Origin of the sequence: Bradyrhizobium sp. 186, assembly GCF_023101685.1 — a bacterium.
In the GTDB taxonomy this organism is placed as follows: domain Bacteria; phylum Pseudomonadota; class Alphaproteobacteria; order Rhizobiales; family Xanthobacteraceae; genus Bradyrhizobium.
The window spans coordinates 294,954-317,657 of sequence record NZ_CP082165.1 but is presented as its reverse complement, the minus strand read 5'-3'; the positions used below and the strand labels follow the sequence as shown (position 1 = coordinate 317,657).

Here is a 22,704-nt window from a genome sequence, read left to right as displayed (position 1 = left end):
ATCTCCGTTTTCAACTAGTCACACCCCAACGGCCGCATGAATAAGCGGGCTCTTGAGGGATGAGATTCGAATTGCGGGGCCTTATCCTCGAGAACCCGGCGGCGCCGAATCCCCAGGATAAGGAAAACTGGCTGGCGCTTACGCGGCCTTCTTCTTGGCGGCGGGCAGATCCGTGAGAACGCCCATGATGTCGCTTTCCTTCATGATCAGCAGATCTTCATTGTCGATCTTGACCTCGGTGCCGGACCACTTGCCGAACAGCACGCGGTCGCCGATCTTCAGGTCGATCGGGATCAGCTTGCCGGCTTCGTCGCGGCCACCGGGGCCGACAGCGACGATTTCGCCCTGCGAGGGCTTTTCCTTGACGGTGTCGGGAATGATGATGCCGCCAGCGGTCTTCTCTTCTGCGTCGATGCGCTTGACCACGACGCGGTCGTGAAGCGGACGGAATTTCATGCGTTCCTCCTCGGCTTTTGTGATTATTTCTGGATTGGCAGTCACATTGGGCGAGTGCTAACCGCTCTTCACATAAGCCTGCGACACGGAGGCGCAAGGGCTTCGGCCCAGGATGTTAGATTTCAACTTGGGGTTCTTGAGGAGGAAGCCCTGGGGCGATTGCCCGCAGGCGAAGTAAGCAAGCTAGCGGGTTGATTGCTATGCGCCATTGAACTTTTTTTGGCGAATTGAGAGTCATGCAAGTGATTTAATTGGGCTGGAGGTATCGGGGAGATTGTCTGTCATCAATAGGACACTAAAGCAATCATCACCGACACGCTTTCGTCAGCCCGCTTTTCGCTTCGATCACCGGGACCTCGTCGGTCCATACCCCGGTGTGTTTGGTTCGAACGTGGATGATCGGAACATCGGAGGCATCGCGCCCCTGCGCGATCAGGACGCGGCCAATCCTCGGAACGTTTGTTGCGCGGATCGAATGTATGCCCGCGGCCGCCGATATAAGCCTCGAACCAGCCGGCGAAATCGCCGGCCGCCAGGGCTGCGGTGTGCCGATGTCGCTGAGGTACCCGGTGCAGTAACGCGCCGGAATGGTCATGCAGCGGCAGAACGTGATGGCGAGGTGCGCATAGTCGCGGCACGCCCTTGCCTTCGTTGAAGACCTCCCAAGCCGTCATGGTGGCGCGGGCGTGCTCGTAGCCGAAAGCGATGTGAAAATGGACGAATTCGCAGATGGCTTGGACCCGCGTCCAGCCGGCGGCGTCGCCCGGAACAGCTTCCGCGCCGTTTCTGAAAGCCGGTCGGTCTCGCAATAGCGGCTGCCGAGCAGGTAGACCAGCGTTATCAGCGGGCAAGTCTTCGATCGTGTACTGGCAGGCGGAAGCAAACACCGGGTCAGGCTGGCCGCTGTCGCGCACCACGCCATCGGCGGCCAGACGCATCGGACCGGCCGGCGCAACGATAGATGGCTACGCAGCCGCCAAACACAGCCAACAGCTGCCTTAGTCGGACAAAAGCGCGCATTCCGCGAGAAACCGATAGCTATTTGCTGCCATAGCGCGCACGGTCTGACATGGCTCAAAATGTGACTCTCCTCGTGCGTAGAGGCGCTGGTCGATCGATATGACCACGCGCTCGCGGCGGGAAAAGTCCCGATCGATCTCGATAGTCATCGTGGCTTGACGGTGCGAAAGACGACCGATATCCGCCGCGTGGCCGCCGATGTCGAGGCAATGCAAAATTGCTGCGGGACCGCCAAGCCGCTGTCGAGATGCAGCTTCTTGCGGCCGGCCGCCTCCTGGCCCGACGCCAAGGCGCGTCACGTCTTGAATCTGTATACCGCCGACCTCACGTCGACCGATACGCATGACCGCGACCTCGTGACGGCGATACTGCCGGATCCAACTAGGCTCGCCGGCGAGAGCTGAACGAGACGAACGTTCCGGCTCACACGACTGAAGATTCATCCCGCGCGCTCGATGCAATCGAACGACCAACCGGAAGTACCTGATGATGCAAACTCTCTCGCCCCGTCACATTAAGACTGAAGAGTCGCTTCGCGTCGGTGTGGCTTCCGGTTGGTATTCCACCAAGGTCAGCGGAACCTTCGTGTCGGGCCCGCACGATTCCGAAGCCGACTGCCTGCGCAGGATCGCCGAGATCAGTCCACCGCCGGTCAAGAAGAGATGACAATCGTGGAGCGCGCGCTATTGCCTCTCAAAATCCTCGCAAGGCAGATCAAATGACCCTCGCGCGCGGTAAGTTCGGGGTATGAGTTCAATCGTAGTGTGGTGCTGTTTTCGATGATGGACGGCGCCAAGGAGATGCCGTGAGCCGTCAGCGCCTCAGCGATGGACGAGACGAACATGTCTCGCGGACAGCGCCAGCTCAGCGCGAACAGCAATTCCTGCGGTCGCGTAATCAGATCGAAGAATGCGCGTCGCGGAAAATCTTCGCCTGCGAGTTTGAGGGAAAACCTGCCGGTATCATTCTGCGCAGCAATGTGCGGAAGCAACAGAGGGAAATATGAGAATCACATCGATAATCACATCGATATTGTTGGTCGGCCTGAGCGTTCTGGCTACCACACCGGCTTTTGCGGCTACCAAGATGTGTCGCTCGATCGGCTCGGACAAGGAACGCTTGGCTTGCTTTGACCGAGAGGCTTCTCCGGTTCAGGGGAACAAGCGACAATCCACGGCAACACAAGATACGGCCGGATCAACGTTTGTCGATCCCGTGGAGTCGTTGAAAGCCGAAAATGACAAGGTTACCGCGCGCCTGAAGGGAATATGTCGCGGATGTTGAATCAGTAGATGAATGCGACGGCGAAAACAGCAACGGCTGCCTGCTCGCCGCAACTCCAAGCCGATTTTTGAAATACCGGAGGCAGACCCGCCTCAACAACAGGCGGCCACATGCCCGATTCTCAAAATTCAATCTGCATCAATGGCCCGTCCCTCCTAAATTGTTGCCAATTTTATTGGGGCTGGTCGTTGCTGGCGCAGTGACCATTCAGTGGTAGCCCGCCTCGGTTGATACGACGCCAGCAGAGATTTCGCCGGAGCGTCAGAGCAACCACGAAAAGCACATTGAGCAGTCCACGCGGGCGCTCGTTTGGTACGGCCTCGGTAGTCGCACGGGTCGAGTGGCTGGCGACGATACATTGCTATTTCTTCTTCCCTGAGCCGATTGTTGGCTGCCATGCAGCCGTCTTTTGGCTTGGAGCCGCGGCAATTGTCTTGATCTTATCTTTCTTGGGCTTCTTGACTTCGCGATTGCCCCTTTGCTCGCCTTTGGCCATGTCGATTCTCCCTAAGTTTATGATGACGCGGTAATGGAGTCCACAATAGCCAACCCTCGAATCGCATCTACATGGCCGTCCATGATGACCCAAACTCCCCCGGCTGTCATCGGTGACTGAGAGCATTGCGCTCCCGCCGCGACCAAAAGGCGGCCGCTATGTCCAATGTCTACAAATTCAGTGTTCGCGAGCGGTTCGTACCGCCGGTATTGCTACCGATCTTTTTTGTGCTGCTGATCGCCGCCGCAATGCTCATTCAATGGTAGTCCACCTCGGCGGACCGGCACAATCGGCTCAGGCAAACAGCTCGTACGCCCTCCGAACGAACCCGGCCATCGTTGGCTAAGGAGCTGCACGCCAGAGCGGTGACCGCCCGGGTCGCGTGATGCCGTCGGGAAATCAGCGCACGGAGGCGATGAACAAGGCAATCATCCTGCGAAATGCCGCTGAAATGCACGAGCATTTCTTCGGAAAGAGCGGCGTGCCGTCCCAATGACGGCCGTTCAGCGCTACTTCCTTCCCGATCCACCGTTCACGCATCATGGCTGGCTTGGGCAGTCGGAAAAAGAGCGCGTTGACGTGGATCATATGGGCGCTGAGATGCTTGTCCCAGATCGACCGCTTACCCCCACGCGATACCCGTTCCCGTGGACGTCCATCCGATGGTGCTCGATCTTTCATGCGTTCCAGCCGTCGTTCTCATCGTCGAGAACGAGATGATGCTCCGCATGCGCGCGGTCGACATGGTGGAAGATGCCGGCTACACGCCGGTTGAAGCCGTCGGTGCCGACGAAGCCATAGCAATCCTGGAATCCAGGTCCGACATCGCGCTGATGTGCACCGACATCCAGATGCCCGGCAGCATGGATGGCCTAGGACTTGCGCAGACCGTGCATAAGCGTTGGCCGTCGATCAAAATCATCGTGGTCTCGGGGCAATTGAACCCACCACGCACCGATCTTCCCGCCTGCAGCAGATTTTTCGCCAAGCCACTTGAGGCCGGACAAATGATAGCCGAGATGCACAGCATGATCGGCCACACCTGACGCCGGCAGTTTTCACGTCGAACGCCGCCAAATCGCCTGATTGCGTCCGGGCCTGCCGAAGATCAGTGCGGCAACCAGCTGGTCGTGATACAATTGAGGATGCCCGAAGACGATTGCCGTACAGACCAGCGCTCCGGGAGCGGCGCAGTACCACACCAGGACTTTCTGGCGGCAGAGAATGTCAGCCTGCGGCTTCTCCTCGCGCAGGCCGAGATCAATAGCCGCAGGCTGCTCACCAAGGCCGGCATCAAGGCCAGGGAGCGCGAGGCGTCCGACAAGCTGCAACAGCTGATCCTTGAAGAGCTGCACCATCGTATCAAGAATACGCTCGCGACCGTCGGGGCTATTGTCTCACAGAGCCTGCGCAACTTACCGGGCACTGAGCACGCGCAGCGCGCCATTGAGGGCCGGCTGCTGGCGCTCGGACGGGCGCACGATCTCCTTCTGCAGGCAAGATGGACCAGCGCGGACCTTGGCACCGTCGTCCGCGGCGCCACCGAAGCCTTCGACAATCCGGATGTGCCCAAATTCTCGATTTCGGGACCAAATATCCGAATGACGTCGGGTGCCGTCATCGCCGTCGCGATGACGCTTAACGAGCTTTGCACGAACACCACGAAGTTTGGCGCCCTGTCGGACCCGGAGGGGCGCGTTGACATCAGCTGGGCGCTGGACCCACAGACCGAGCGCTTGCACCTTACATGGGCCGAGAAGAACGGTCCCCTTGTCCACCCTCCCGAAAAGCGCAGCTTCGGGACACGACTGATCGAAACCCTTGGCAAGCAGCTCAAGGGCGACGTGCGGTTAACCTATGAGCCGACCGGCTTCGTGTACGCATTCGACGTTCCGATCGCTTCCCTGACCTCGCCGGCGGCGTAAGTCCGCATTCAGATCGATTGACGGAGCCAAGGGATATTGCTGGTCAGGACCAAAAACGGTCCCAGCACGGGGGAAGAGCCGGGGCCGTCATTCATCCGATGCCTGGGGGGACGGCATCGGGTCACCTTTTACCAAGTTAGGCGCGTGACATTGGTTCCAGCTTCTATTCGAACGCAATGGGCGCGAACGTGAACCTCGGCACGGTGTGTGCAGACAGATAGCTACCGGGGGATTGCAATGTCCGGATCTGAAACAACGCTGCCAGACATTATTCGGCCTGGCGGCGTTGTGCGTTCTGGAGCGTCCTAATTCCGGATTCTTGAGCAGCCATGGCCATCGGTAGCTGTGCCTCAAGCCAGGATGGCCACCAGCAATCAACCTCAGCCGAAGGCCGATGGCAGCTCGCCCTTCCGGAAAATAACGGTCGGCACGTCGTCATAGTCACCCATTTCAGGGTCGCCGGTGGATGAGAAGGCAATGACGCTCAATTTGCTCAAAGCCAGCCTCTCGGCCGTGCGGAGGGCGCCCGTTTCCGTCTTGCAGGCGATCGGAGCATCGGCGTTGAGGCTTCCTCCCCGGCCGGCATTGAATGCCTGAACGAAGTAGCTTGTTTCGCGGGCCATGGGTTGTCCTTTGTGCACGCGCCAAGCGACTCCGAGTCAGAACATTGCCTGCATCAGCGCAGAAACCGCATATTTCTTGACGATCCAGTCCGGATTGTCACATCCTCCCGAAAGTCCGCTTCGCTCGAGTCTCCGCTTGCCCCCTGAGAGCTCACACCTCCACGCGGCTATCGTCGTCGAGATTTACGTATAGCCAATACAGAAAGGCCCGGCATCGCTGCCGAGCCTTTTTTATTGCTGAGCTCTGTATGTTCGGAGTTAGAAATCCATACCCATGCGCCCGCACCTGGCCGCTCAGGTGCCGTCACGCATATGCGAACCTGCGTGCGAGCGAAGGTGATGGTCGCAAAAGCTTCCGATAACTCGATCTGCTCGGCCGGAGCCTCAGTGTTGCGGCTAACTAACCACTGAAATACTTTGTGGGTGGTCTCCCGAGTGCACTGAACGAGAGCGTGGACGAGCTTTCGATCGGTTTACGGAGGAATTGCGAGGTTTTCGTTTACGCGCAGCCTGGCCGCTCTGCGTGAGCGCCTCAAATGCCTTCTTGAGCCATTCAACATTTGTCTCCAGCTTCGTGAATCGTCCGTTCGCGTAGTACGCCAGCACGATCAGCGTCCCTAGGGCCGCGAGAAAGTACTCCCAGTTGATGTTGATAGTAAGCATTGGCGCAACCTTAAGCCTTTGCAGAACGCGTTCCAGGCGTGAGAAATTGCCAGATAGGATGAGAGTCAGGCTTAGCGAAAACGCAAGTTGGCCGCTTTTGCACGACGAGTAGACCGACAGCTCGTGTCGGCTACATAGTCCATACTGACTTCAAACTGCCCAGGCATGGACCGGGACGCAAGCCGACGTCGCCACGTGGCACTCGCAAGTCGACCACTAGGCAATGAGCGGTCTGGAGATCGCGAGGGCCGGCCCTGCCCGGAAGCTCGCCAAAGATACCGGGCAATTCCCGTGAGTCCAAACACGGGCACTTCGGAACCACCCTTCATTCCTGTCGCAAGAACTTTCGTTTTATTTTCGTTCGAGGCCACATCATCGCTCACAAGCGAAGACATTGCGGGGACGCGCGCTAGTTTGCGCCACGAAAGTTCGAAGTTTGCCGGGCGGATTCAAGCAGCTGCCCATACGATGTCACCCATGCGCATTTCGCAATTGTCTTGTCCAGTGCACTTGCATCTAAGCTAAGGACGCGGTGAGCAGACAGTCGACTGGCGCTTACTGACAGAAGGAGTTTGGTTGTTGAGAACGAAGCCGTGTGCAGGCCGTTGAAGCACGTTATACGAACACAAGCCGGACTTGAGCGTCGTAAGGGGCATCTGCAGTGACGCGTGCTGGCGGGATCGGCAACCGCCTTTTGGCAGCACTGCCGTCAGGGGATTTCGCTCTGCTCGCACCGGATCTGGAGAGGGTCGCACTCGATCAGGATGCGCTGCTGTCGCGAGTGGGGGACCAGGTCGAGCATGTCCTCTTCCCTCATAGCGGCGTCATCTCTCTCATGATCGACATGGCGGATGGGCAGACCGTTGCTAGTGCTGTAGTCGGATGCGAGGGCGCTCTAGGCACACTTTCCGTGCTGGGCTCGTCACCCTCCGCCATCACGGCCATCGTTCGCGCGGCAGGCACCGCCTCGCGGATTCCCGTCTCGCGCTTTCACGCCGCCTTTAGCCGGAGTCCCGCAATCCGGCGCGCGGTCCAGAGCCACATCAGGGCGATGCTGGTGCAGCTTCAGCTCGGCGGAGCCTGCAACGCACTGCACCCGGTGCAGGCTCGGATGGCACGCTGGCTGCTAAATTTTCGCGACCGTATCGGCACCGATAACCTGCCGCTGACTCAGGAAACGCTGTCGGAGATACTCGGCGTGCGACGAACAACGGTGACGCTCCTAATGCGCAATCTGCGTGCGTCCGGAGCGATTCGATCTGATCGGCGAGGCCACATCGAGGTCGACCAGTTTCGGCTCGCAGCGGCGGCGTGCGAATGCCACGGTGCGATACGACTTAAACTCGACAAGATCTTTTCGACAGTTACCGCGCCATCAGGCACTCTGGTCTTATCGGATCACGAACGCCCGGCTAGCGGTGAATCGGGCGATACTATGTGAGCCCGTGCCGCGCGACCGCAGCGCGGAGCCCAACATCAGAGGTACGGATCGATTCTTCTGCTTCGCCGATGCCGTGTACATGGATGGTGGTCGTGGGGCGCATAAGCCGAATGCCTCGCCGACCCGTCGGCGAGTCGAGCGTTCAGTTTTGTGACACCGAAAACAGTTGAGCGCAGATACCTTTCAAAAGTGTCGGCTGAGAGAGGCTTTGAGAACAGAAATCCCTGCAGGACATCGCAACCTGGACACTGTGCAGCGCAATCCGCCCTGCCTCAGGTATAGGGAAGCATCTCCTGCAGCAGGCGATCCGCGGCGGATAACTGCTCAAAGCCGAAGCAAGAGCATCTCGTTCAGCCGCGCGACCCGAGATTGAAATCCCTCGCGCATCGACCTGTCATCGATATTTTCGAGCAGGCAGTTAAGAGCAATGAGGCTTTCGACAACGACATTGACGTTCCGTCGCAGCAATTCGCAGTCCGTTCTGGTCTGGACAATCAGGTATCGCTCTCGACTGAATGGCAGCGGGATGATCTTGGCAGCCGCCGGCTCGGACGCCCCATCACGGATTGTCGCTGCGACCACTCCAGCGTGACCCGCTGATATTGAGATGCTTGTCATGGATGCACCTCAAGCTGCGCGTACAGTGGTTAGGAACTTCTCGACCTCTGTCTTTATTGGCGTCGAAGCTGGATGATCCCAAAGCAAAGGACGCGACGCTGAAACTGGCGAGCGAATACGAGCGGCTCGCGGCGCGGCCTGCTCAGCGAGAATTGAGCCAGGATTTCCAGGCTGATTTGGCGGCCGTCGCACAGCTCCGTCAGTGGACCGAGTTGAGCCAAGCCGCTGGGCCCGACCGTAGTGCCGAACACTGCGCGGTCGCCTCCACGGACACCAAGCTTACTGATCTCGACCCGCTCGCCTGCCTTACCAACCTCCTGAGCTGGATTGTCAACGGTCATCCGAGCCGCAACTTCGACCAACTTCTTTCCTGGGCCTATCGCGAGCAATCCCTCAAAGCCAGAACGACGCTTACAGTGAAGGCGCCGCTGCGCCGTTGCATATGGCCAAAGAAAAGCCGCCTGAAAGCGGCGGCGTAGAAGTGCGATCGTTGAGTATTTATTTTTTCAGCGCGTCAGCCGCATCACGTGCAGCGTCTTTCACATCGCCTACTGCGCTATGGGCAGCACCTTTGGCCTTATCGGCCTTGCCTTCGGCCTGCATCTTCTTGTCATCGGTCACCTTCCCGGCGCCTTCCTTGATGGAGCCCTTCGTCTTTTCGGCGACTCCCTTGACATGCTCGCGATCCATAACTCACTCCTTAGATGTAGCTACGGGCATCTATAAGCACGCACGTGCGCGCGTAGCTATGCGCGCGCGGAATTCCGCGCGCGCGCACTAAGACCCTGCCGCACTACACGGTAATACTCCAACTCCAGCAAGCGTTCTCCGTGCAGGCACCTGCACCGATTTGCCTGTCAAAGATTAAAGTGCGCCGCTAGGATTAGGAAACTTCCCTATCCCATGATCATCCGGATCGTAGGGGTGCACGATAGGAGGGTACATATGAAGTATGGGTCCATCGAATATCTCTACGCCTCACCCATCGCGCGCGCGATGATCGACGACCCAAGCTTCCGGCGCTGGGTATTATCAAAGTCCGAATTCGCAGAATTCGCGGAGGCTCGCATTCTCAATCGGGAAATCAGCGCACATAGGGCTAACTTGACCGCCGAATGGTGGAGGTTTCACTTCACCGAGAAATGCAGATGCGACGGCTGCAGCGGAAAAGAAACCGACCTATTCACAATCTTTGAAAACAAATCGAGCCTCCGCTTCGCTTTGCATTTCGAGGTCAAACAGCCGCAAGATAAATTTAAGTCCGACGGCATTCAGTCGCGAGGTTATCCGCTTCGCGCACAATGCTGGGCCAGAAAGCCGCCCGCGAAAGTTCTACCTCATCATATGGCTTCCACCGGCATTTTCTTCAGTGCACAAAAGCGAAAGGAATACGAGCCTCATCTGGCGCACTTCAAAGCTCAAATTACATTCGAAGAGATAGAGCAACAATTCCCACATTTGGCAGTCTGGCCGCGTTGAAAAACTAACCCTCGAGCCGACGGTTCAACCGGCCTTCGCTTCACGCGACCGAAAAGATTGCCCAGAAAGGAGCACCAACATGTTATTCGACGCGATGACCAGCCGACCAATTACCAAGCAATCGTTTCCAGACATGTGGGATTTGATCACCAAGAAGTGGCTCACCCCTGTTCAGTTCAACGACGTGATCGACGGCATCACCCAACGGATGATCAGCACCCATAGCAAGGTGACGGTCCCCGGCTTCGAGGCGAAGGCTGACTGGGAAGACCTGCCGTGGGAAATACTGTGGAAGAAGGCACTCGATGAAGCACTTGCTGCAAAAGCGATGGGACTGATGGCGATGCACGCCTTCAAGGTTCACTCCGACAACTGGTACACAGATAGGACGCAGTATGCAGGCCATGAGCATCCGAACCGTTATTACTTCAAAAAAGGAGCAAGCGAATAAGCACGAAGAGGGGAGTCCGCGGTCTTTACGGAAGTTGACGGCATGTCCGTTCAAAGCCGGTCCATCGGAGCACAAACGCATCGTCGCTCCGCATCACCCGTGGGTCGAATGACGGCTTCAAGACTTCGGCCCAATCCGCTAAGTCAAAATCGTGCCCAATGAGGTGAACGCCCCGATTTGGCATTTTTTTACCGTCCGTATTTGCCGGATCGTGCTGGCGTCTGCGCGGAATGTTATCCAAAATTTCGGCGGTCGCGGCCGAAATAACGAAATCGCGGACCAAAACTTCAAAGCTCAAATATCATGCCGAACTTCAATTCACGTCTTGCCCGAAACATCGAACCAGCTACCGGGGCTGGGGCTACTATCCTCGCGTCGCGAGCCGACCGCCATAGCCGCAATGGCAACACCGCAGGCATAGCGATTTGCTTTTCTATTTTCGCTTCCGCGCTCGATGCGCAAGAATTATCGTCGCGCCTCGACTATCGTCCCCCTTCGGGGGACAACAGTCCAATCACGACGATAATTATCAGCTATATATCATATGTAGCCGCCTGCCGGCATCTATAGGAACATGCGCCCGGACGCGGAATTCCGCGCGCGCGTCGGGCTCAATCCAACCCCAAAACGCGCGACGTAAAATAGGCGAACTTCTCAACTGCCGCGTACATTGAACGCAACTCAGCATCGTTGAGCCTCTCAACTTTGGCCATATGCATCACTCCATCTCGGTAGTCCATGAGCTTATGTAACGTGCTGAATTCGGTCGCATCCTCCCAATCTCCGTTCCAAGCTCTTGTTTTCTTCAGCCAAGTTAGCAAAGCACGCAAGTTTGCGACGTCGAGGACTGCCAACACAGCGGGGTCGGCGTTGAGTTTTTCCAATTCCGCCGAAAATATTTTCCGCAAACTGACCTCGAATGCAATCGCCAGGGTAAGTACTCCTCCCACGCGATCTTCATTATTCATTCGCATTCTCGCTTCAAAAAGGAAATCAATCCAAACTGGAGGCTGCTTGTTACTGCTCAGTGCGACCTGGACAGCATCCCACTCCATTGAAGTCACTGCCTTCTCCAACGTCGCCCTAATCCGGTGCGGTGGACGCCACAACCGTTTCTGGGTTGCCCTCTCTGTGAGAAATGATCCTCCTCCATCAGGCCCGGCGTATTTTATCTGCGGTTCTCCGATGCTTCCGGTCCGCGATTTCCACCGAAGTACCCGTAACCAGTGTTCAAAGGCGCGCTTGAGGGTATCGCCGGCCTCTTGTGTTAGGGTGTCGAGTTTCCCGATCTTATCTTTGTCCAGCAAATTGCGTTGACTGGGGGGCAAACCGAGCAACTCTTCAGGGATGTCGACCGGCTCTGCAAGCTCTATAGCGAGATCGACGACGCTCACCCTATACTCCAGAGGAACCATTCCCTCCGACTGCCACTTGACGCACATTATTGGAACGTCAATGCCTCGTCCCTCCAATTCAGCAGGTGGTAGCGATAGTGTTATTGGACGTTCATCGAAAATGAACTCGTGCTTTGCACCCGCAAGGCCGGACGTGATTTGGAAACGGTCCAAAGAAAATTGCGATGTGACGTTTACCGCCACGTTCACGTTGCCCATCTGAAGCTCTCCCATTCTCCGGTTCATTGTAGGTGAACGATCTCCGCCCGATAGGCCCGACCGGTCCGACCAGTCCACCAACCTTGTAAAAATAGATTTGCAGGCGAACCTCATTGGTGGCCTGTTACATTCTATCGAACCAACCTCGCATACAATGTTACGGGGCAACCGCAATGCAGCAGGGCCGGTACATCGCGTATTATCGAGTTAGCACCCAACGTCAGGGCCGGTCGGGCTTGGGCCTAGAGGCCCAGCGAAAGACCATAAATGATCGTCTACGCGGCGCCGGACAATTGATCACCGAATATACCGAGATAGAAACGGGAAGACGTACAGACCGGCCAATGCTTGCGGAAGCCCTTTCAGCCTGCCGCCTGCATAGGGCCGTACTCCTTATTGCCAAGCTTGACCGGCTCGCCCGGAACGTAGCCTTCGTATCGGCCCTCATGGACGCCGGAGTGGAATTCCAAGCCTGCGATTTCCCGTCGGCGAATAGGCTCACAATTCATATACTCGCGGCAGTCGCGGAGCATGAGGCCCATATGATTTCCGAGCGGACAAGGGTCGCGCTGGCCGCCGCCAAGGCTCGCGGGACTATCCTCGGCGGTGCTCGGGGCCGTGCAGGCACCTGCACCGATCTTGAGAAAGCCCGCGCTGCGAGAACGGCCAAGGCCAACCAGCGGGCACTCGATCTTGCAACAACGATCCGGAGCTTGCAGGCGGCGGGAAGCACGTCGCTTTGCTCGATTGCGACCGGTCTAAATGCGCGCCAGATTGCTGCGGCTCGCGGGGGCTTTTGGACGGCAGCACAGGTTCGAAGGATACTTAATAGATTACAGGACCAAACAACATGCGAAGCCTCAGCTTGACGTTCCGTCTGCTTTCAATAGCGACTATATTGCTGGTGTTTTCAAACCCGCAGTATGCGAAATCTGCGGAAGAACCGCCGAACAGGGATCATTACGAATTCCCCATCGTAACGGCACAAATGGCTACTCCTGCACAACGCGAAGAATCTGCCAAACGATGGGCAAAGCTAGAACAGGGCAGGTTCGAGGTGCTCTCCAAAGCCTTAGGGGCGGGAACAATCACCAAAGAACAATACGACGCGGCGGTCGAGGAAATTAACGGTGAGAGGCGTCGGAGGGCACTTCAAAACTGCTGCGCTGTGCCTGCCAGAATACTATCAAGTGAGGCACACGATTTCGCTTTAAAATCCACGGAGGCTTTGAACGATTTAGCAAACCGCATTCCTTCGCTGCTCGAACGATTGACCGACAGTGGTTCGGCCGTTGTTAGCGAAATTGAGAAGCCCGGATGCCACTCCGAAACTTTCAAGCAGTTCCAACGAAATTTCGTCAGGGCAGACGCGCTGGCCGATGAGCTTGAGCTAGCGAGATTAGAAATCGTTTCGCGCGGCGATCAAATCCAGCCTAGCGATCCCATAGCGGATGACGATCTGGTTACGTGGGCCCTCAACATCGAGGAGCTTGAACGACATTCCAAACAACTTTCGGATGTCGTTCACCGGACGCAGCAAGCCGTCTGGGATGCCGCCCTGATGAGGAATTGCTCCGATCATGCCGTGGAAGAGTATCTACCTTCCAAACCCGATACTTTTACATTCAGAAAGGAGGTCTATTCGATCTTGAGAAACCCAGCGGGCCATTTTTCAACCTGCCTGTATAGAAACAACGCTGAGCTATTCTGTAACGAGAACGGGTACCTCGCTTTTGAACATCACGTTAAAACCAGCGATTACGATCTTGTCGTGGTTTCATTGCCGGCGGACGGAAACGGGATACGGTTTTGGGACTGGAAGCTCATTGTAGAAGATGGGAGGCGGGGCACGATCAAGTCACTTGCTGACCAGTGCATTGACTGCAATATCCGCGTCGAGAAGCTCGACCCACACTCAAATCAAGCAGACTTTGTTTATCGTCAGAAGCAGCAGCGCGTTTCGGCACGGTTCAGAAATGGCGCGTTTTCGATCCGAAAAAGCAAGCTCGATCCACTCGAAGCGCTCCCGGGCGAAGACTGTGATCGTCTCTATTCTGCATTGGACAGCTGCTCTCGCAGACATAGCTGCGCCGTTGCAAGCAGCAATTCGCAACACTTTTTTGTCACGGAGATGGAGGACAAGTACGCTGGGATCTCGTACAGCCGTCTCAATCAACAATGTTCGGAAGCCTGTTCGACCGGAACACCAGTAGATCGCGTCACCTTTTACAAACGCGTTTGCCGGCTGGAGATCTCTGAATGCCGTTTTGCTAAGAGCTATATAAACTCATGCAGTGAAGGTAAGTTAGAGAGGTCCAAATGTCCCGGCCCGAGAACTAGTGGTGATAAGCAGTTCTTAGACGCACTAGCCGTTCGCAATCCAAACTTCCCAATTGGGAAGCTTGATGCCTACTGCGAAAAAGTCTGCGGGTGGGATGAACCTATTTCAGAAGACTATATCGTCAAGAATTTCTGCAGACAGAAGTGACTTTTATCGACGCCGCGCGCGGCGACGATCCGGCTTGTGGTCCCGCGACCATCGTTGCAGTACCCGCATTATCATCACGCAGACCTGCGCATCCGCAGGTTTAGAGCGGTACCTTTAGGCTAGCCGTCCAGCAGCTTCCAAGCATCCTCGTATTTCTTCCATTTCTCAGAAAAGTTATTCGATATGCTTCTTTCCATATCGCGGCCCTTCCAGCTTATGACTGGTCGATCGGCTCCCTTTGGTTGTTGACCTTCGCGAGTGGGTCGGCTGTGCCAATGACGATGTGCCTTCAAGACATCGTTTGAAACCGTCTGAGCCGGCACCACGAATATTCGACATAGGTCCGGGGCCGTCGCATCGATGAACCAAACGAAAATCACAAAATCAGGATGCGTATCACCCTTGAACAGTGATTTTGCACCTCCTGACGCCGGCGGTGCCTCCGCCACTGTCACCAGCTTGGGTTTCGCAGGCTCGTACTTCCGTCGCAAAGAAAGATAGTAATCGCGATCTTGCACGAGCGCACCTCCCCCACCCTTAGTCCGAAACCGATAGCCCCCAACAGATTGAAGCGTGTTTGTAGCTGTATAAAAACTTCCCGAAAAAATTTTCGAATGACCCTGTAAGACAACGTAACACAAACCGCAGTTCAGCAGTTGAGCATTTCAGCAGTTCAGCAGTTCAGCAGTTCAGCCGTGTATGACACCGTCCTACAGTCACCTCCGCGCGTATAAGACCCAAAAGTAACAATCGCGGCCCAACATCTCATGTAAGACGAGCCCGATAAGATAATACGCTCAGAGGCTTGACTACATTTCAAAAGCCCAAATCGCGGCACTCTTGAAACTATGTAACACCTTACAGTTTGGAGAGCAGACAAACCGATATCTGCCGTGCAGGTACCTGCACCGATCTGGCCAAAGCGAGCCGTACGCACCGCCAAAGCTCGCAGCAGAGCAACCGACCTTGCACCAATCATCACTCAGCTTCGGCAAGAAGGGGTACATTCATTGCGGAGCCTAGCTGCTGGCCTCAATACCAAAGGCATCACAGCCGCTCGGGGTGGCGAGTGGTCGGCCGCACAAGTCAGGTCCGTCCTTAACCGGATCACGGGTACGAATACGCGCAATAGTTTGCAGGATCGATAACCCGATATGGAGTGCCGACCATGTTGAAAATATTTCTGGTCTTCTACACCGCAAGCGGCGGCGTTGCCTCAGTCAGCAAGCCCATAGGTGACATGGAATTCTGCGAAAGTATCGCGCAACGGCGAAACGAACAGAATTTAGAGGACGCCAAGTCCGACGCCGATATCTACGTCGCGGAGTGCGAACAGCACAAGACACCGCCGAAAGTGACGGTCAAGCTCGATGCGAAGACACGCGAACACCTCCGGGTTAATTGCATTGAGCGCGGCTTCCCCAATCAATGCAGTGATCTGCCGAACGGCGATCTGGAAACACTGACGAGCGCTCGCGACAAGGATGGACATCGTATAGTTGCGATCACCAAACCGGATGGCCGTAGACTGTACGGGACATAGGATAAAAACAACAAGCTTCGCATCAGAAATGAGAAGGACCTGTGGCCGCGTTCAAGGTGAGGGATATCCCTCGAACAGCCCCCATACTTAAACGCCCGGCGATCAGTTTCCTGCCTTCCGCACCTCTGGATCGATTACGGGCGTCCCGAAGATAGCCGGAGCATTCCACAATTTCATCATCCGACGCTTTGAAGACCATGGCGACATGATGGATGCTTCTGAGAGACCACGCAGGCCGATCATCAAACGGTTGCGGGTGTGGAACTAGTCAGGCGTATTTGCCCGTGTCGTATCCTCAGAAAACCCTCTGCTGGCGTGCAGGCACCTGCACCGACCTAGGAAAAGCGCGCGCCGCTAGGACGGCCAAGGCTAACCAGCGGGCACTCGATCTCGTGCCAACCATCCGAAGCTTGCAGGACGAAGGAAGCACATCGTTCGGCTCAATTGCCACGGGTCAAAATACCCGGCAGACTGCCACCGCTCGCGGCGGCCTTTGGTCGGCAGCGCAGGTTCGGAGGGTGCTTGGTAGACTAGAAGACCAACCGCCATGTGAAACTGAGAGCTGATAGCGCGTTTGGTGCGGTTATCTTTTGACTATGGTGGCCAAGCATGGGTTTTCGATTTCGTCGCAGCTTTAAGCTTTTCGCAGGCGTTCGTTTGAACTTGTCTAAAAGCGGCGTCAGCGTCTCGCTTGGTGGAAACGGTGCCACCGTCAATCTTGGAAGAACAGGGGCAAAAGCGACTGTCGGAATTCCTGGGACGGGGCTTTCGTGGACTTCGTCGCGAAAATCTCGTTCGCCGCTTTCGACAGTGAAACACACTCTCGATGAGCCTACGCCGCCACTCTCAAACTCGTCACCTTTCCCTCAAACGATCTCCAAGGGACGCAACGAGCCGACGGTGGATGTCGCCGAGGTGTACGCGGGAGAAACCGTGCTGGCTCGGTCGCTTGCACTCAAGCATGACGACGAAATCTGGGAATACGCACTCGGCGACGAACTACTGAGGTCAAAGCTCTCTTTGTTTAGAGATCGGTATGAACATTTCGACGATTTGGTTCGAGCTGCGCCGAAGCGAGAAATTGACGGTATTCAACTGATGAAGTTGATTTCAGATAGGGGTAACGAACTGGTCGACGCAGTCACGGGGATTAGTCTGATTGTAAACAAGAAGCTCGGCGAGGCTCTTGGAGAGCCTGGCGTTCCGGGCGACGCTGTAGCCTTATTAGACGCGGTCAATTCTCTATTTGCACACAGTTGGGCCTTTTTGCAGTTCGAGATCGAGCTCAGCGCGACCGAGGTGCCCGCTAGGTTCGAGAAGTTAAAAGCGGCCCCCGTGGGCATGGTAACCAGTGTCATCCGTCTTTTAGACGATCTGAGTTTTCAGTGGACCACAAATACCAACGCCCTCAGACGAGGCTCACACGAATTTGATCTGAAGGTTCGCTTCCACACTCCAGCGCAACTGGACGCATTGGAAGAAGAGTTTAACAAAATCCAGGATCGTCCTGAGGACTATTTCCCAACCGATCAGAGCTAGTTCTAAAGATCGACCAAAACCAAAGCGGCCTATTGCGGCTTTAAGCACCAGTTCCGTCGCGGCGGGCACGTGGTCGAACCACATACGTACCGTTCAGCCAGTGCTTCACTGATCATTATCGACGCTCCCGCCCTTGTACCCTCAACACCGCGCACGACCGTCCGTAGTTGCAACGGTCTGTACCTTCCGTGCCCGGCTGACAGGCGCAACGCACAGGCTCCAGTTCGGTTGAACGCCTTCAAGTAACTGGCGCAAACGCTGCGAGGCTCGATTGGCTAGCTGCCTCTCCTCATCGCAGGGCCGCAGCTCGGATACGCCTTTGTGTCCGCGCGCCTTAGCTTGGACCATGCCATTTGCCGTTGCGGGGCGACGATCCGGCCTGCGTCCCACCACCATCATTGCAGTATCCGCATTGGCCCTTGTGAATGCGAGCCCGATCATGCGTCCAATTTTCATAGATGAAATAAATCGACCATCAGCACCCTCCTGCTAGTCAGATCCCCCGATCCCCCACCCTTTGTCGAAAACCGATAACCGCGGCTAGGTGTCTAGTATCTGTAATGATCCAAAAATCTCCGGGAAAAATTTTTCGAATGTCCCTGTAAGACTCCATAACACAGGGCCGCAGTTCAGCCGTGTATTACATCGGCCTACAGGGCGGTCCCATAACTCTCCAACTCGGTATGAGATGCCTCACTCCAATTACTCCCTACTTAAGCGCATGTAAGACCAACCCGATATGTCTTGCGCACCATAGGCTTAAGTCCAATTTCAAATGGTAAATTGCACGACCATTTAGAGATGCACTAAGCGCACCGTTTTGGAGGGTCGGAAACCCATATCTGCGTGCAGGCACGTGCACAGCGGCTAACTGTCCTTCAGAAGCTTCCATGGCTCCACGCCAAGCCCCTTTGCGATGCGGCCAATATTATCGATCGACACGTTTCTCTCGGATCGCTCGACCGAACTGAGGTAGGTTCGATTGACCCCGCTTTCGTAAGCTAGTTCGTCTTGGCTTAGCCCACGCGCAGCCCGCAGCCGGCGCATATTCTTCGCCAGAACGTCCCTCAGCGGCCCTTTGTGCGTCCTTTTCACAAGGACACAACCTGCGGGTAACCGCTTTTAAGGCCACCGCTTTTAAGATACAATCGATAACTACTGCGGACTAATTTTCAATCCGCAGCAAGGTGCCTTTTGGAGGCTTGTTTGAGCGCCAGATTTTTCCATCACTCGTCGATATTGGTCCTACTTGCGATTGGTTCGGCTTTCGCAGACACACGCAACTTGCAAGCACAGAACTATTTTACACCGCAGGAAAAACAGAACTGGATCAAGTTGCGCGGCCCCGCTCAGATTAGCCGTGAGAAAGAGATAAATAGTCGAACAGAAGCGCTCCGAAAACTCACGTCCGATGCGAGCTTGTTTGCTGGTCACCTATCCGCGACCGGCTGCTCCACCAAAGACATCAACCAATGGTCGGCTCAACTGGTTCAGTTAAATGGACTAATGACCAAGCTGGCTTCGGCGAATATTGAAGCCGCCGACAGTACTCGGCGATTGGCCGACAACTTCCCTTACAATGAGGTAATCATCTCTTCATTGAATGACGATGTTCGTTACGCAAATGATTATAACCGCTTCTTTGCGCAATTTATGGAAGGCCAAGTCGCGGCTCGGTTGACATTCGCTGATGGTGCGCTTCGTGCGGGCTGCATCGTTTTGGCAGATGCGGAGTATCGAAAGGTGCTGGAGCACGGCGGAGCCAAGTTCGCAAGCCGAGCAATGGTCGGGATACAAGATGTCAGAGAAGCCAGAGCCCGTTTGGCTAGCTCCGGCACGGCAGCGTCCAATGTGGAGATCTGTAGCGACGGAAAACCACGGCATTGGTTGCAATCAGCTGAGTCTTGTCATCCACGGTAAAGGGAGTTGGTTGCAGCGATGTTGGTGCGAGCCCACGCGGAGTCCATCTTGCAAGCATTCGCAGATTTCGGTATTCTTGTTTATTGCCAAATTGCCGGACAAACGCGGCGGCAAGTTCTCTCGAAAGCAATCGTAAAGCTTCGGTGTCGCAAACGCGGCTATTCGAGAGAATTCGTCTATGGCCAGACAGACGGCCCTACCTTCTCAGCTACCGCCGAGACTTATCGGCCGCGAAGCCGCCGCCGCTTACGTCAGTCTTTCTCCCACCATTTTCGACAAGCTCATCAGCGAGGGCCGAATGCCGATGCCGCGTCTGTTGACGGCCCACCGCAAGGCTTGGGATGTTCGGGAGTTGGACCTCGCTATCGACAACCTCCCGAAAGAAGGAGAGAGCGCCGACAACTCCGACTTTGGGTGGAATGAATAGCTATGCGTCGCAAGCTGCCACCGAATGTAGAATGCAACGTCGTAAAGGGGCACGTCTATTTCTACTATCGCATCGGCAAAGGCCCGCGTATCAAACTGCCCAGCGACCCGACATCCGCAGAATTTAAAAAGGCTTATGCTCTTGCGATGGTCGGCGGTGCAGACGCAAAGCCGGGGCCGACAAAGGACACGCCGCGCTCCATCGGTGCATTGATCGCGTCTTATTACCAGAGCGATAATTTTCGGATGCTCAGCCAAGGCAGCAAGGTGGGCTACCGGAGCCGGCTCGAGCAGGTTCGCCGCGACCACGGCCACCGCGCTGTCGCTGGTCTGACAAAGGAGCGCGTTGAGGAGAAAATCCTCGGTCCCCTCGCCGGCAAGCCTGGTGCACGCATCGACACGCTTAAGAAACTCCGCATCCTGATCAGGCACGCCATGGGGCTTAAGCCACCGTGGCTAACGAGCGACCCCTCGGACGACATCAAGCGCGGCAAGACCAAGGAAATCCGTGCGTGGAAGGACTCGGAGATGGCCGCCTTCGAGAAGCGCTGGCCGATTGGCACCAAGCAGCGCGCTGCCTACGAGTTGATGCTGAATGTCGGCACCGCGCGTGTTGATGTGCATCTCACCACTTGGACGCAAACTGATGATGAGGCTTTCGAATATACGCGCAAGAAGACCGGCGTGCCCGTTGTCGTCACTTTGGCGGACTCGCTCCGCAGGGCATTGGCCGCCCTTCCCCGCTGTCATGTCTGCATCCTAACCACGGCCTACGGGAAGCCATTCACCGTGGATGGCTTCAGCGGCTGGATGCGCGACTCAATCACAGCCGCCGAAATTACCGACCTAACCTGCCGGCCGCATGGATTGCGCAAGACTCTGGGGCGCCTGATGGCTGACGCAGAATGCACGGCGCACGAGATCATGGCCGCGCTCGGCCACACCACACTTGCCGAAGCTGAACGCTACACCCGCGAGGCCGATCGCCGTCGAGGTGGCCGACGCGCAATTGTTAAGCTGGACAAGCATAAGGCGGAGCGAGATCACAAAGCGAACAAAACTCCCCAAACCGCATCTGAGGGTTTGGGGAAAATCACTAAAACTTAAAGGAAAACAAAGCAATGAAAGGCAAGCTGGCGCTCCCTAGGGGAATCGAACCCCTGTTTCAGCCTTGAGAGGGCTAAGTGGGAACCGTGAGTTTCGATATTGGCGTTGCCGCGAGCTCCGAGAGCCAATCAGAGCCGGCTCCGCAAATTTGAACAGGTCGATAAGTGGAATTTCTGCCTGACAACGGCGATAATCGCCGCGAGCAGGAGAGACCATGAGCAAACGACCGCGCCGGAACCACACACCGGCTTTCAAGGCGAAGGTGGCGCTTGCCGCCGTCAAGGGCGACCGGACGATAGCCCAACTGGCCGAACACTTTGATGTCCACCCCAATCAGATTACGGCCTGGAAGGCCCAGTTGGAGGGCGGTGCTTCCGGAGTTTTCGGATCGGGGAACACGGCGCCGTCCGCGCCTGCGATCGACGTGAAGTCGCTGCACGCCAAGATCGGGGAGCTGACGCTGGAGAACGATTTTTTAGAAGGCGCGCTCACCAAGGCGGGATTGCTGAGCGCAAAGCGATGATCGACCGTAAGCACGATCTGTCGATCACCAAGCAAGCAGAGATTTTGAAGGTCAGCCGCGGCAGCGTCTACTATCTGCCGCGGCCGGTTTCTTCTGCCGACCTCGAGATCATGCGGCAGCTCGATCGGCTGCACCTGGAGTATCCCTTCGCCGGTTCGCGTATGTTGCGAGGCCTGTTGGCTTTGCAAGGGTGCAAGATCGGCCGCCGGCATGTGAAGACGCTCATGCGGCGGATGGGGATAGAAGCGCTCTATCGCCGTCCGCGCACCACGAAGCCCGAACCCGGCCACAAGATCTATCCGTATCTGCTGCGCGGCATCGAGATCACGCGGCCGAACCAGGTCTGGGCGATGGACATCACCTACATTCCAATGGCGCAGGGCTTCGTCTATCTCACCGTGGTGCTGGACTGGGCGACACGTCGTGTCCTGTCGTGGCGGCTGTCGATCACGATGGAGGCGGCCTTCTGCGTCGAGACGCTGGAGGATGCTCTCGCGCGTCACGGCAGGCCGGACATCTTCAACACCGACCAAGGCTCGCAGTTCACTGGTGCGGCCTTCACCGGCGTTCTCGCCGACAACGGCATCGCCATCAGCATGGATGGCAAAGGAGCCTGGCGCGACAACGTGTTCGTTGAGAGACTGTGGAAAAGCGTCAAATACGAGGAGGTCTATCTGCGAGCCTACGAAACCGTCAGTGAGGCGCGACATTCGATTGGCCGGTATCTCGACTTTTACAACGGACAACGACCACATTCGAGCCTTGACGACCGCACCCCGGATCAAGCCTACTTCGATCTTCCTCCGCTCCGCGCGGCGGCCTAACCCCGGCAGAAGCTCCACCTATCGACGCGGAGATTCTGTTCAGACAACCGGGGCCAGCTCTATCTTTCCAATCAAGGATTAGTTGTGGCTCCAAGCTTTTGCCAGAAAGCGTGGCCGTGCCTCGGCTGACCAAATTGCTTATCGAAGGATTCAGGCCACGAGGCGCCTCAAGGATTAGATTACCAGACGTGAGGACCAGGGATCGCTACCGATTTGCTACGGCATCGCCCGCCCGCTGCCACCCTCGCCTACCGATATCATTATC

General features: G+C 56.4%; 27 protein-coding genes and 1 pseudogene. 19 read left to right on the top strand and 9 right to left on the bottom strand.

The annotated features are described in order from the left end of the window. Nucleotides 1-138: 138 nt before the first annotated feature. On the bottom strand, nucleotides 139-456 hold the full coding sequence (locus tag IVB18_RS51255) for a co-chaperone GroES (protein WP_247992085.1): 318 nt from the start codon (nucleotides 454-456) through the stop codon (nucleotides 139-141). Nucleotides 457-763: 307 nt separating this feature from the next. After that, nucleotides 764-1,415, bottom strand: a pseudogene (locus tag IVB18_RS51250) (transglutaminase family protein); the annotation flags it as partial. A 222-nt stretch (nucleotides 1,416-1,637) separates the two neighbouring features. Here IVB18_RS51250 and IVB18_RS51245 point away from each other — a divergent pair. The 3 genes from IVB18_RS51245 to IVB18_RS52110 all read left to right on the top strand — a co-directional run bounded on the left by IVB18_RS51245 (nucleotide 1,638) and on the right by IVB18_RS52110 (nucleotide 2,609). Continuing rightward, nucleotides 1,638-1,880, top strand: coding sequence for a hypothetical protein (locus tag IVB18_RS51245; protein WP_247992084.1), 243 nt, complete (start codon nucleotides 1,638-1,640; stop codon nucleotides 1,878-1,880). 82 nt (nucleotides 1,881-1,962) lie between these two features. Continuing rightward, on the top strand, nucleotides 1,963-2,142 hold the full coding sequence (locus tag IVB18_RS51240) for a hypothetical protein (RefSeq protein WP_247992274.1): 180 nt from the start codon (nucleotides 1,963-1,965) through the stop codon (nucleotides 2,140-2,142). 176 nt (nucleotides 2,143-2,318) lie between these two features. Beyond that, nucleotides 2,319-2,609, top strand: coding sequence for a hypothetical protein (locus IVB18_RS52110; protein WP_346732696.1), 291 nt, complete (start codon nucleotides 2,319-2,321; stop codon nucleotides 2,607-2,609). Between the two features lie 512 nt (nucleotides 2,610-3,121). On the opposite strand, the gene IVB18_RS51815 is transcribed toward IVB18_RS52110, so the two are convergent. Both IVB18_RS51815 and IVB18_RS51230 read right to left on the bottom strand, forming a co-directional pair. Further along, complete coding sequence (locus tag IVB18_RS51815; protein WP_256477141.1) at nucleotides 3,122-3,256, bottom strand: hypothetical protein; 135 nt, start codon at nucleotides 3,254-3,256, stop codon at nucleotides 3,122-3,124. 399 nt (nucleotides 3,257-3,655) lie between these two features. Further along, nucleotides 3,656-3,844 carry a hypothetical protein gene (locus IVB18_RS51230; protein WP_247992083.1) on the bottom strand — a complete coding sequence of 63 codons (189 nt, stop codon included), beginning with the start codon at nucleotides 3,842-3,844 and terminating at the stop codon, nucleotides 3,656-3,658. A 140-nt stretch (nucleotides 3,845-3,984) separates the two neighbouring features. Here IVB18_RS51230 and IVB18_RS51225 point away from each other — a divergent pair, with 140 nt between their 5' ends. Both IVB18_RS51225 and IVB18_RS51220 read left to right on the top strand, forming a co-directional pair. Continuing rightward, nucleotides 3,985-4,302, top strand: a complete 318-nt coding sequence (locus IVB18_RS51225; protein ID WP_247992082.1) for a response regulator — start codon at nucleotides 3,985-3,987, stop codon at nucleotides 4,300-4,302. Between the two features lie 99 nt (nucleotides 4,303-4,401). Then, nucleotides 4,402-5,181, top strand: a complete 780-nt coding sequence (locus IVB18_RS51220; RefSeq protein WP_247992081.1) for a sensor histidine kinase — start codon at nucleotides 4,402-4,404, stop codon at nucleotides 5,179-5,181. Nucleotides 5,182-5,561: 380 nt separating this feature from the next. Here the strand turns inward: IVB18_RS51220 and IVB18_RS51215 are convergent, their stop codons facing one another. Next, entirely contained in the window at nucleotides 5,562-5,804 is a 243-nt protein-coding gene (locus IVB18_RS51215; protein WP_247992080.1) for a hypothetical protein, read from the bottom strand. Between the two features lie 1,324 nt (nucleotides 5,805-7,128). On the opposite strand from IVB18_RS51215, the gene IVB18_RS51210 reads away from it, so the two are divergent. The 3 genes from IVB18_RS51210 to IVB18_RS51200 all read left to right on the top strand — a co-directional run bounded on the left by IVB18_RS51210 (nucleotide 7,129) and on the right by IVB18_RS51200 (nucleotide 9,005). Beyond that, nucleotides 7,129-7,908: a Crp/Fnr family transcriptional regulator gene (locus tag IVB18_RS51210; protein WP_247992079.1), complete on the top strand. Its 780-nt coding sequence runs from the start codon at nucleotides 7,129-7,131 to the stop codon at nucleotides 7,906-7,908. A gap of 369 nt (nucleotides 7,909-8,277) precedes the next feature. After that, the gene (locus tag IVB18_RS51205) at nucleotides 8,278-8,508 is read left to right on the top strand and encodes a hypothetical protein (protein WP_247992078.1); all 231 of its coding nucleotides are present in this window, start codon (nucleotides 8,278-8,280) and stop codon (nucleotides 8,506-8,508) included. Nucleotides 8,509-8,528: 20 nt separating this feature from the next. Next, nucleotides 8,529-9,005 carry a transposase domain-containing protein gene (locus tag IVB18_RS51200; RefSeq protein WP_247992077.1) on the top strand — a complete coding sequence of 159 codons (477 nt, stop codon included), beginning with the start codon at nucleotides 8,529-8,531 and terminating at the stop codon, nucleotides 9,003-9,005. 19 nt (nucleotides 9,006-9,024) lie between these two features. Here the strand turns inward: IVB18_RS51200 and IVB18_RS51195 are convergent, their stop codons facing one another. Then, nucleotides 9,025-9,216 (bottom strand): CsbD family protein, encoded by a 192-nt coding sequence (locus tag IVB18_RS51195; RefSeq protein ID WP_247992076.1) that lies wholly within the window; start codon nucleotides 9,214-9,216, stop codon nucleotides 9,025-9,027. Between the two features lie 255 nt (nucleotides 9,217-9,471). Here IVB18_RS51195 and IVB18_RS51190 point away from each other — a divergent pair, with 255 nt between their 5' ends. Continuing rightward, nucleotides 9,472-10,005 carry a hypothetical protein gene (locus IVB18_RS51190; RefSeq protein WP_247992075.1) on the top strand — a complete coding sequence of 178 codons (534 nt, stop codon included), beginning with the start codon at nucleotides 9,472-9,474 and terminating at the stop codon, nucleotides 10,003-10,005. A gap of 79 nt (nucleotides 10,006-10,084) precedes the next feature. Next, nucleotides 10,085-10,456, top strand: a complete 372-nt coding sequence (locus tag IVB18_RS51185) for a hypothetical protein (RefSeq protein WP_247992074.1) — start codon at nucleotides 10,085-10,087, stop codon at nucleotides 10,454-10,456. 611 nt (nucleotides 10,457-11,067) lie between these two features. On the opposite strand, the gene IVB18_RS51180 is transcribed toward IVB18_RS51185, so the two are convergent. Next, nucleotides 11,068-12,069, bottom strand: a complete 1,002-nt coding sequence (locus IVB18_RS51180; RefSeq protein ID WP_247992073.1) for a hypothetical protein — start codon at nucleotides 12,067-12,069, stop codon at nucleotides 11,068-11,070. A 173-nt stretch (nucleotides 12,070-12,242) separates the two neighbouring features. Here IVB18_RS51180 and IVB18_RS51175 point away from each other — a divergent pair, with 173 nt between their 5' ends. Then, entirely contained in the window at nucleotides 12,243-12,938 is a 696-nt protein-coding gene (locus IVB18_RS51175; RefSeq protein WP_247992072.1) for a recombinase family protein, read from the top strand. Further along, a complete protein-coding gene (locus tag IVB18_RS51170; RefSeq protein ID WP_247992071.1) occupies nucleotides 12,935-14,557 on the top strand; it encodes a hypothetical protein in 1,623 nt (540 codons plus the stop codon). The genes IVB18_RS51175 and IVB18_RS51170 overlap by 4 nt, the downstream gene beginning before the upstream one ends. 119 nt (nucleotides 14,558-14,676) lie before the next feature. On the opposite strand, the gene IVB18_RS51165 is transcribed toward IVB18_RS51170, so the two are convergent. Beyond that, complete coding sequence (locus IVB18_RS51165; protein ID WP_247992070.1) at nucleotides 14,677-15,075, bottom strand: hypothetical protein; 399 nt, start codon at nucleotides 15,073-15,075, stop codon at nucleotides 14,677-14,679. A 375-nt stretch (nucleotides 15,076-15,450) separates the two neighbouring features. On the opposite strand from IVB18_RS51165, the gene IVB18_RS51160 reads away from it, so the two are divergent. The 3 genes from IVB18_RS51160 (at nucleotide 15,451) to IVB18_RS51150 (ending at nucleotide 17,639) form a co-directional block, all read left to right on the top strand. Continuing rightward, nucleotides 15,451-15,705: a recombinase-like helix-turn-helix domain-containing protein gene (locus IVB18_RS51160; RefSeq protein ID WP_247992069.1), complete on the top strand. Its 255-nt coding sequence runs from the start codon at nucleotides 15,451-15,453 to the stop codon at nucleotides 15,703-15,705. A gap of 20 nt (nucleotides 15,706-15,725) precedes the next feature. Next, on the top strand, nucleotides 15,726-16,100 hold the full coding sequence (locus IVB18_RS51155; protein WP_247992068.1) for a hypothetical protein: 375 nt from the start codon (nucleotides 15,726-15,728) through the stop codon (nucleotides 16,098-16,100). A gap of 609 nt (nucleotides 16,101-16,709) precedes the next feature. Then, nucleotides 16,710-17,639: a DUF4236 domain-containing protein gene (locus IVB18_RS51150; protein WP_247992067.1), complete on the top strand. Its 930-nt coding sequence runs from the start codon at nucleotides 16,710-16,712 to the stop codon at nucleotides 17,637-17,639. Nucleotides 17,640-18,506: 867 nt separating this feature from the next. Here the strand turns inward: IVB18_RS51150 and IVB18_RS51145 are convergent. After that, complete coding sequence (locus tag IVB18_RS51145; protein ID WP_346732695.1) at nucleotides 18,507-18,686, bottom strand: helix-turn-helix transcriptional regulator; 180 nt, start codon at nucleotides 18,684-18,686, stop codon at nucleotides 18,507-18,509. A 159-nt stretch (nucleotides 18,687-18,845) separates the two neighbouring features. On the opposite strand from IVB18_RS51145, the gene IVB18_RS51140 reads away from it, so the two are divergent. The 4 genes from IVB18_RS51140 (at nucleotide 18,846) to IVB18_RS51125 (ending at nucleotide 22,439) form a co-directional block, all read left to right on the top strand. Further along, on the top strand, nucleotides 18,846-19,559 hold the full coding sequence (locus IVB18_RS51140) for a hypothetical protein (protein ID WP_247992065.1): 714 nt from the start codon (nucleotides 18,846-18,848) through the stop codon (nucleotides 19,557-19,559). Nucleotides 19,560-19,737: 178 nt separating this feature from the next. Beyond that, complete coding sequence (locus IVB18_RS51135; protein ID WP_247992064.1) at nucleotides 19,738-19,986, top strand: hypothetical protein; 249 nt, start codon at nucleotides 19,738-19,740, stop codon at nucleotides 19,984-19,986. Between the two features lie 2 nt (nucleotides 19,987-19,988). Continuing rightward, nucleotides 19,989-21,092 (top strand): tyrosine-type recombinase/integrase, encoded by a 1,104-nt coding sequence (locus IVB18_RS51130; protein ID WP_247992063.1) that lies wholly within the window; start codon nucleotides 19,989-19,991, stop codon nucleotides 21,090-21,092. 214 nt (nucleotides 21,093-21,306) lie between these two features. After that, nucleotides 21,307-22,439 (top strand): IS3 family transposase gene (locus IVB18_RS51125; RefSeq protein ID WP_247986008.1). Its coding sequence is split into 2 segments (ribosomal slippage): nucleotides 21,307-21,562 and nucleotides 21,562-22,439, totalling 1,134 coding nucleotides; the frame shifts between segments, so codons are not numbered across the junction. Nucleotides 22,440-22,704: the final 265 nt, after the last annotated feature.

Coding starts and splice junctions, on each gene's coding strand:
- IVB18_RS51255 (WP_247992085.1), bottom strand. CDS start 456: ATGAAATTCCGTCCGCTTCACGACCGCGTCGTGGTCAAGCGCATCGAC.
- IVB18_RS51240 (WP_247992274.1), top strand. CDS start 1,963: ATGATGCAAACTCTCTCGCCCCGTCACATTAAGACTGAAGAGTCGCTT.
- IVB18_RS52110 (WP_346732696.1), top strand. CDS start 2,319: ATGTCTCGCGGACAGCGCCAGCTCAGCGCGAACAGCAATTCCTGCGGT.
- IVB18_RS51815 (WP_256477141.1), bottom strand. CDS start 3,256: ATGGCCAAAGGCGAGCAAAGGGGCAATCGCGAAGTCAAGAAGCCCAAG.
- IVB18_RS51230 (WP_247992083.1), bottom strand. CDS start 3,844: ATGATCCACGTCAACGCGCTCTTTTTCCGACTGCCCAAGCCAGCCATG.
- IVB18_RS51225 (WP_247992082.1), top strand. CDS start 3,985: ATGCGCGCGGTCGACATGGTGGAAGATGCCGGCTACACGCCGGTTGAA.
- IVB18_RS51220 (WP_247992081.1), top strand. CDS start 4,402: ATGCCCGAAGACGATTGCCGTACAGACCAGCGCTCCGGGAGCGGCGCA.
- IVB18_RS51215 (WP_247992080.1), bottom strand. CDS start 5,804: ATGGCCCGCGAAACAAGCTACTTCGTTCAGGCATTCAATGCCGGCCGG.
- IVB18_RS51200 (WP_247992077.1), top strand. CDS start 8,529: ATGCACCTCAAGCTGCGCGTACAGTGGTTAGGAACTTCTCGACCTCTG.
- IVB18_RS51195 (WP_247992076.1), bottom strand. CDS start 9,216: ATGGATCGCGAGCATGTCAAGGGAGTCGCCGAAAAGACGAAGGGCTCC.
- IVB18_RS51190 (WP_247992075.1), top strand. CDS start 9,472: ATGAAGTATGGGTCCATCGAATATCTCTACGCCTCACCCATCGCGCGC.
- IVB18_RS51185 (WP_247992074.1), top strand. CDS start 10,085: ATGTTATTCGACGCGATGACCAGCCGACCAATTACCAAGCAATCGTTT.
- IVB18_RS51180 (WP_247992073.1), bottom strand. CDS start 12,069: ATGGGCAACGTGAACGTGGCGGTAAACGTCACATCGCAATTTTCTTTG.
- IVB18_RS51175 (WP_247992072.1), top strand. CDS start 12,243: ATGCAGCAGGGCCGGTACATCGCGTATTATCGAGTTAGCACCCAACGT.
- IVB18_RS51155 (WP_247992068.1), top strand. CDS start 15,726: ATGTTGAAAATATTTCTGGTCTTCTACACCGCAAGCGGCGGCGTTGCC.
- IVB18_RS51150 (WP_247992067.1), top strand. CDS start 16,710: ATGGGTTTTCGATTTCGTCGCAGCTTTAAGCTTTTCGCAGGCGTTCGT.
- IVB18_RS51145 (WP_346732695.1), bottom strand. CDS start 18,686: ATGCGCCGGCTGCGGGCTGCGCGTGGGCTAAGCCAAGACGAACTAGCT.
- IVB18_RS51135 (WP_247992064.1), top strand. CDS start 19,738: ATGGCCAGACAGACGGCCCTACCTTCTCAGCTACCGCCGAGACTTATC.
- IVB18_RS51130 (WP_247992063.1), top strand. CDS start 19,989: ATGCGTCGCAAGCTGCCACCGAATGTAGAATGCAACGTCGTAAAGGGG.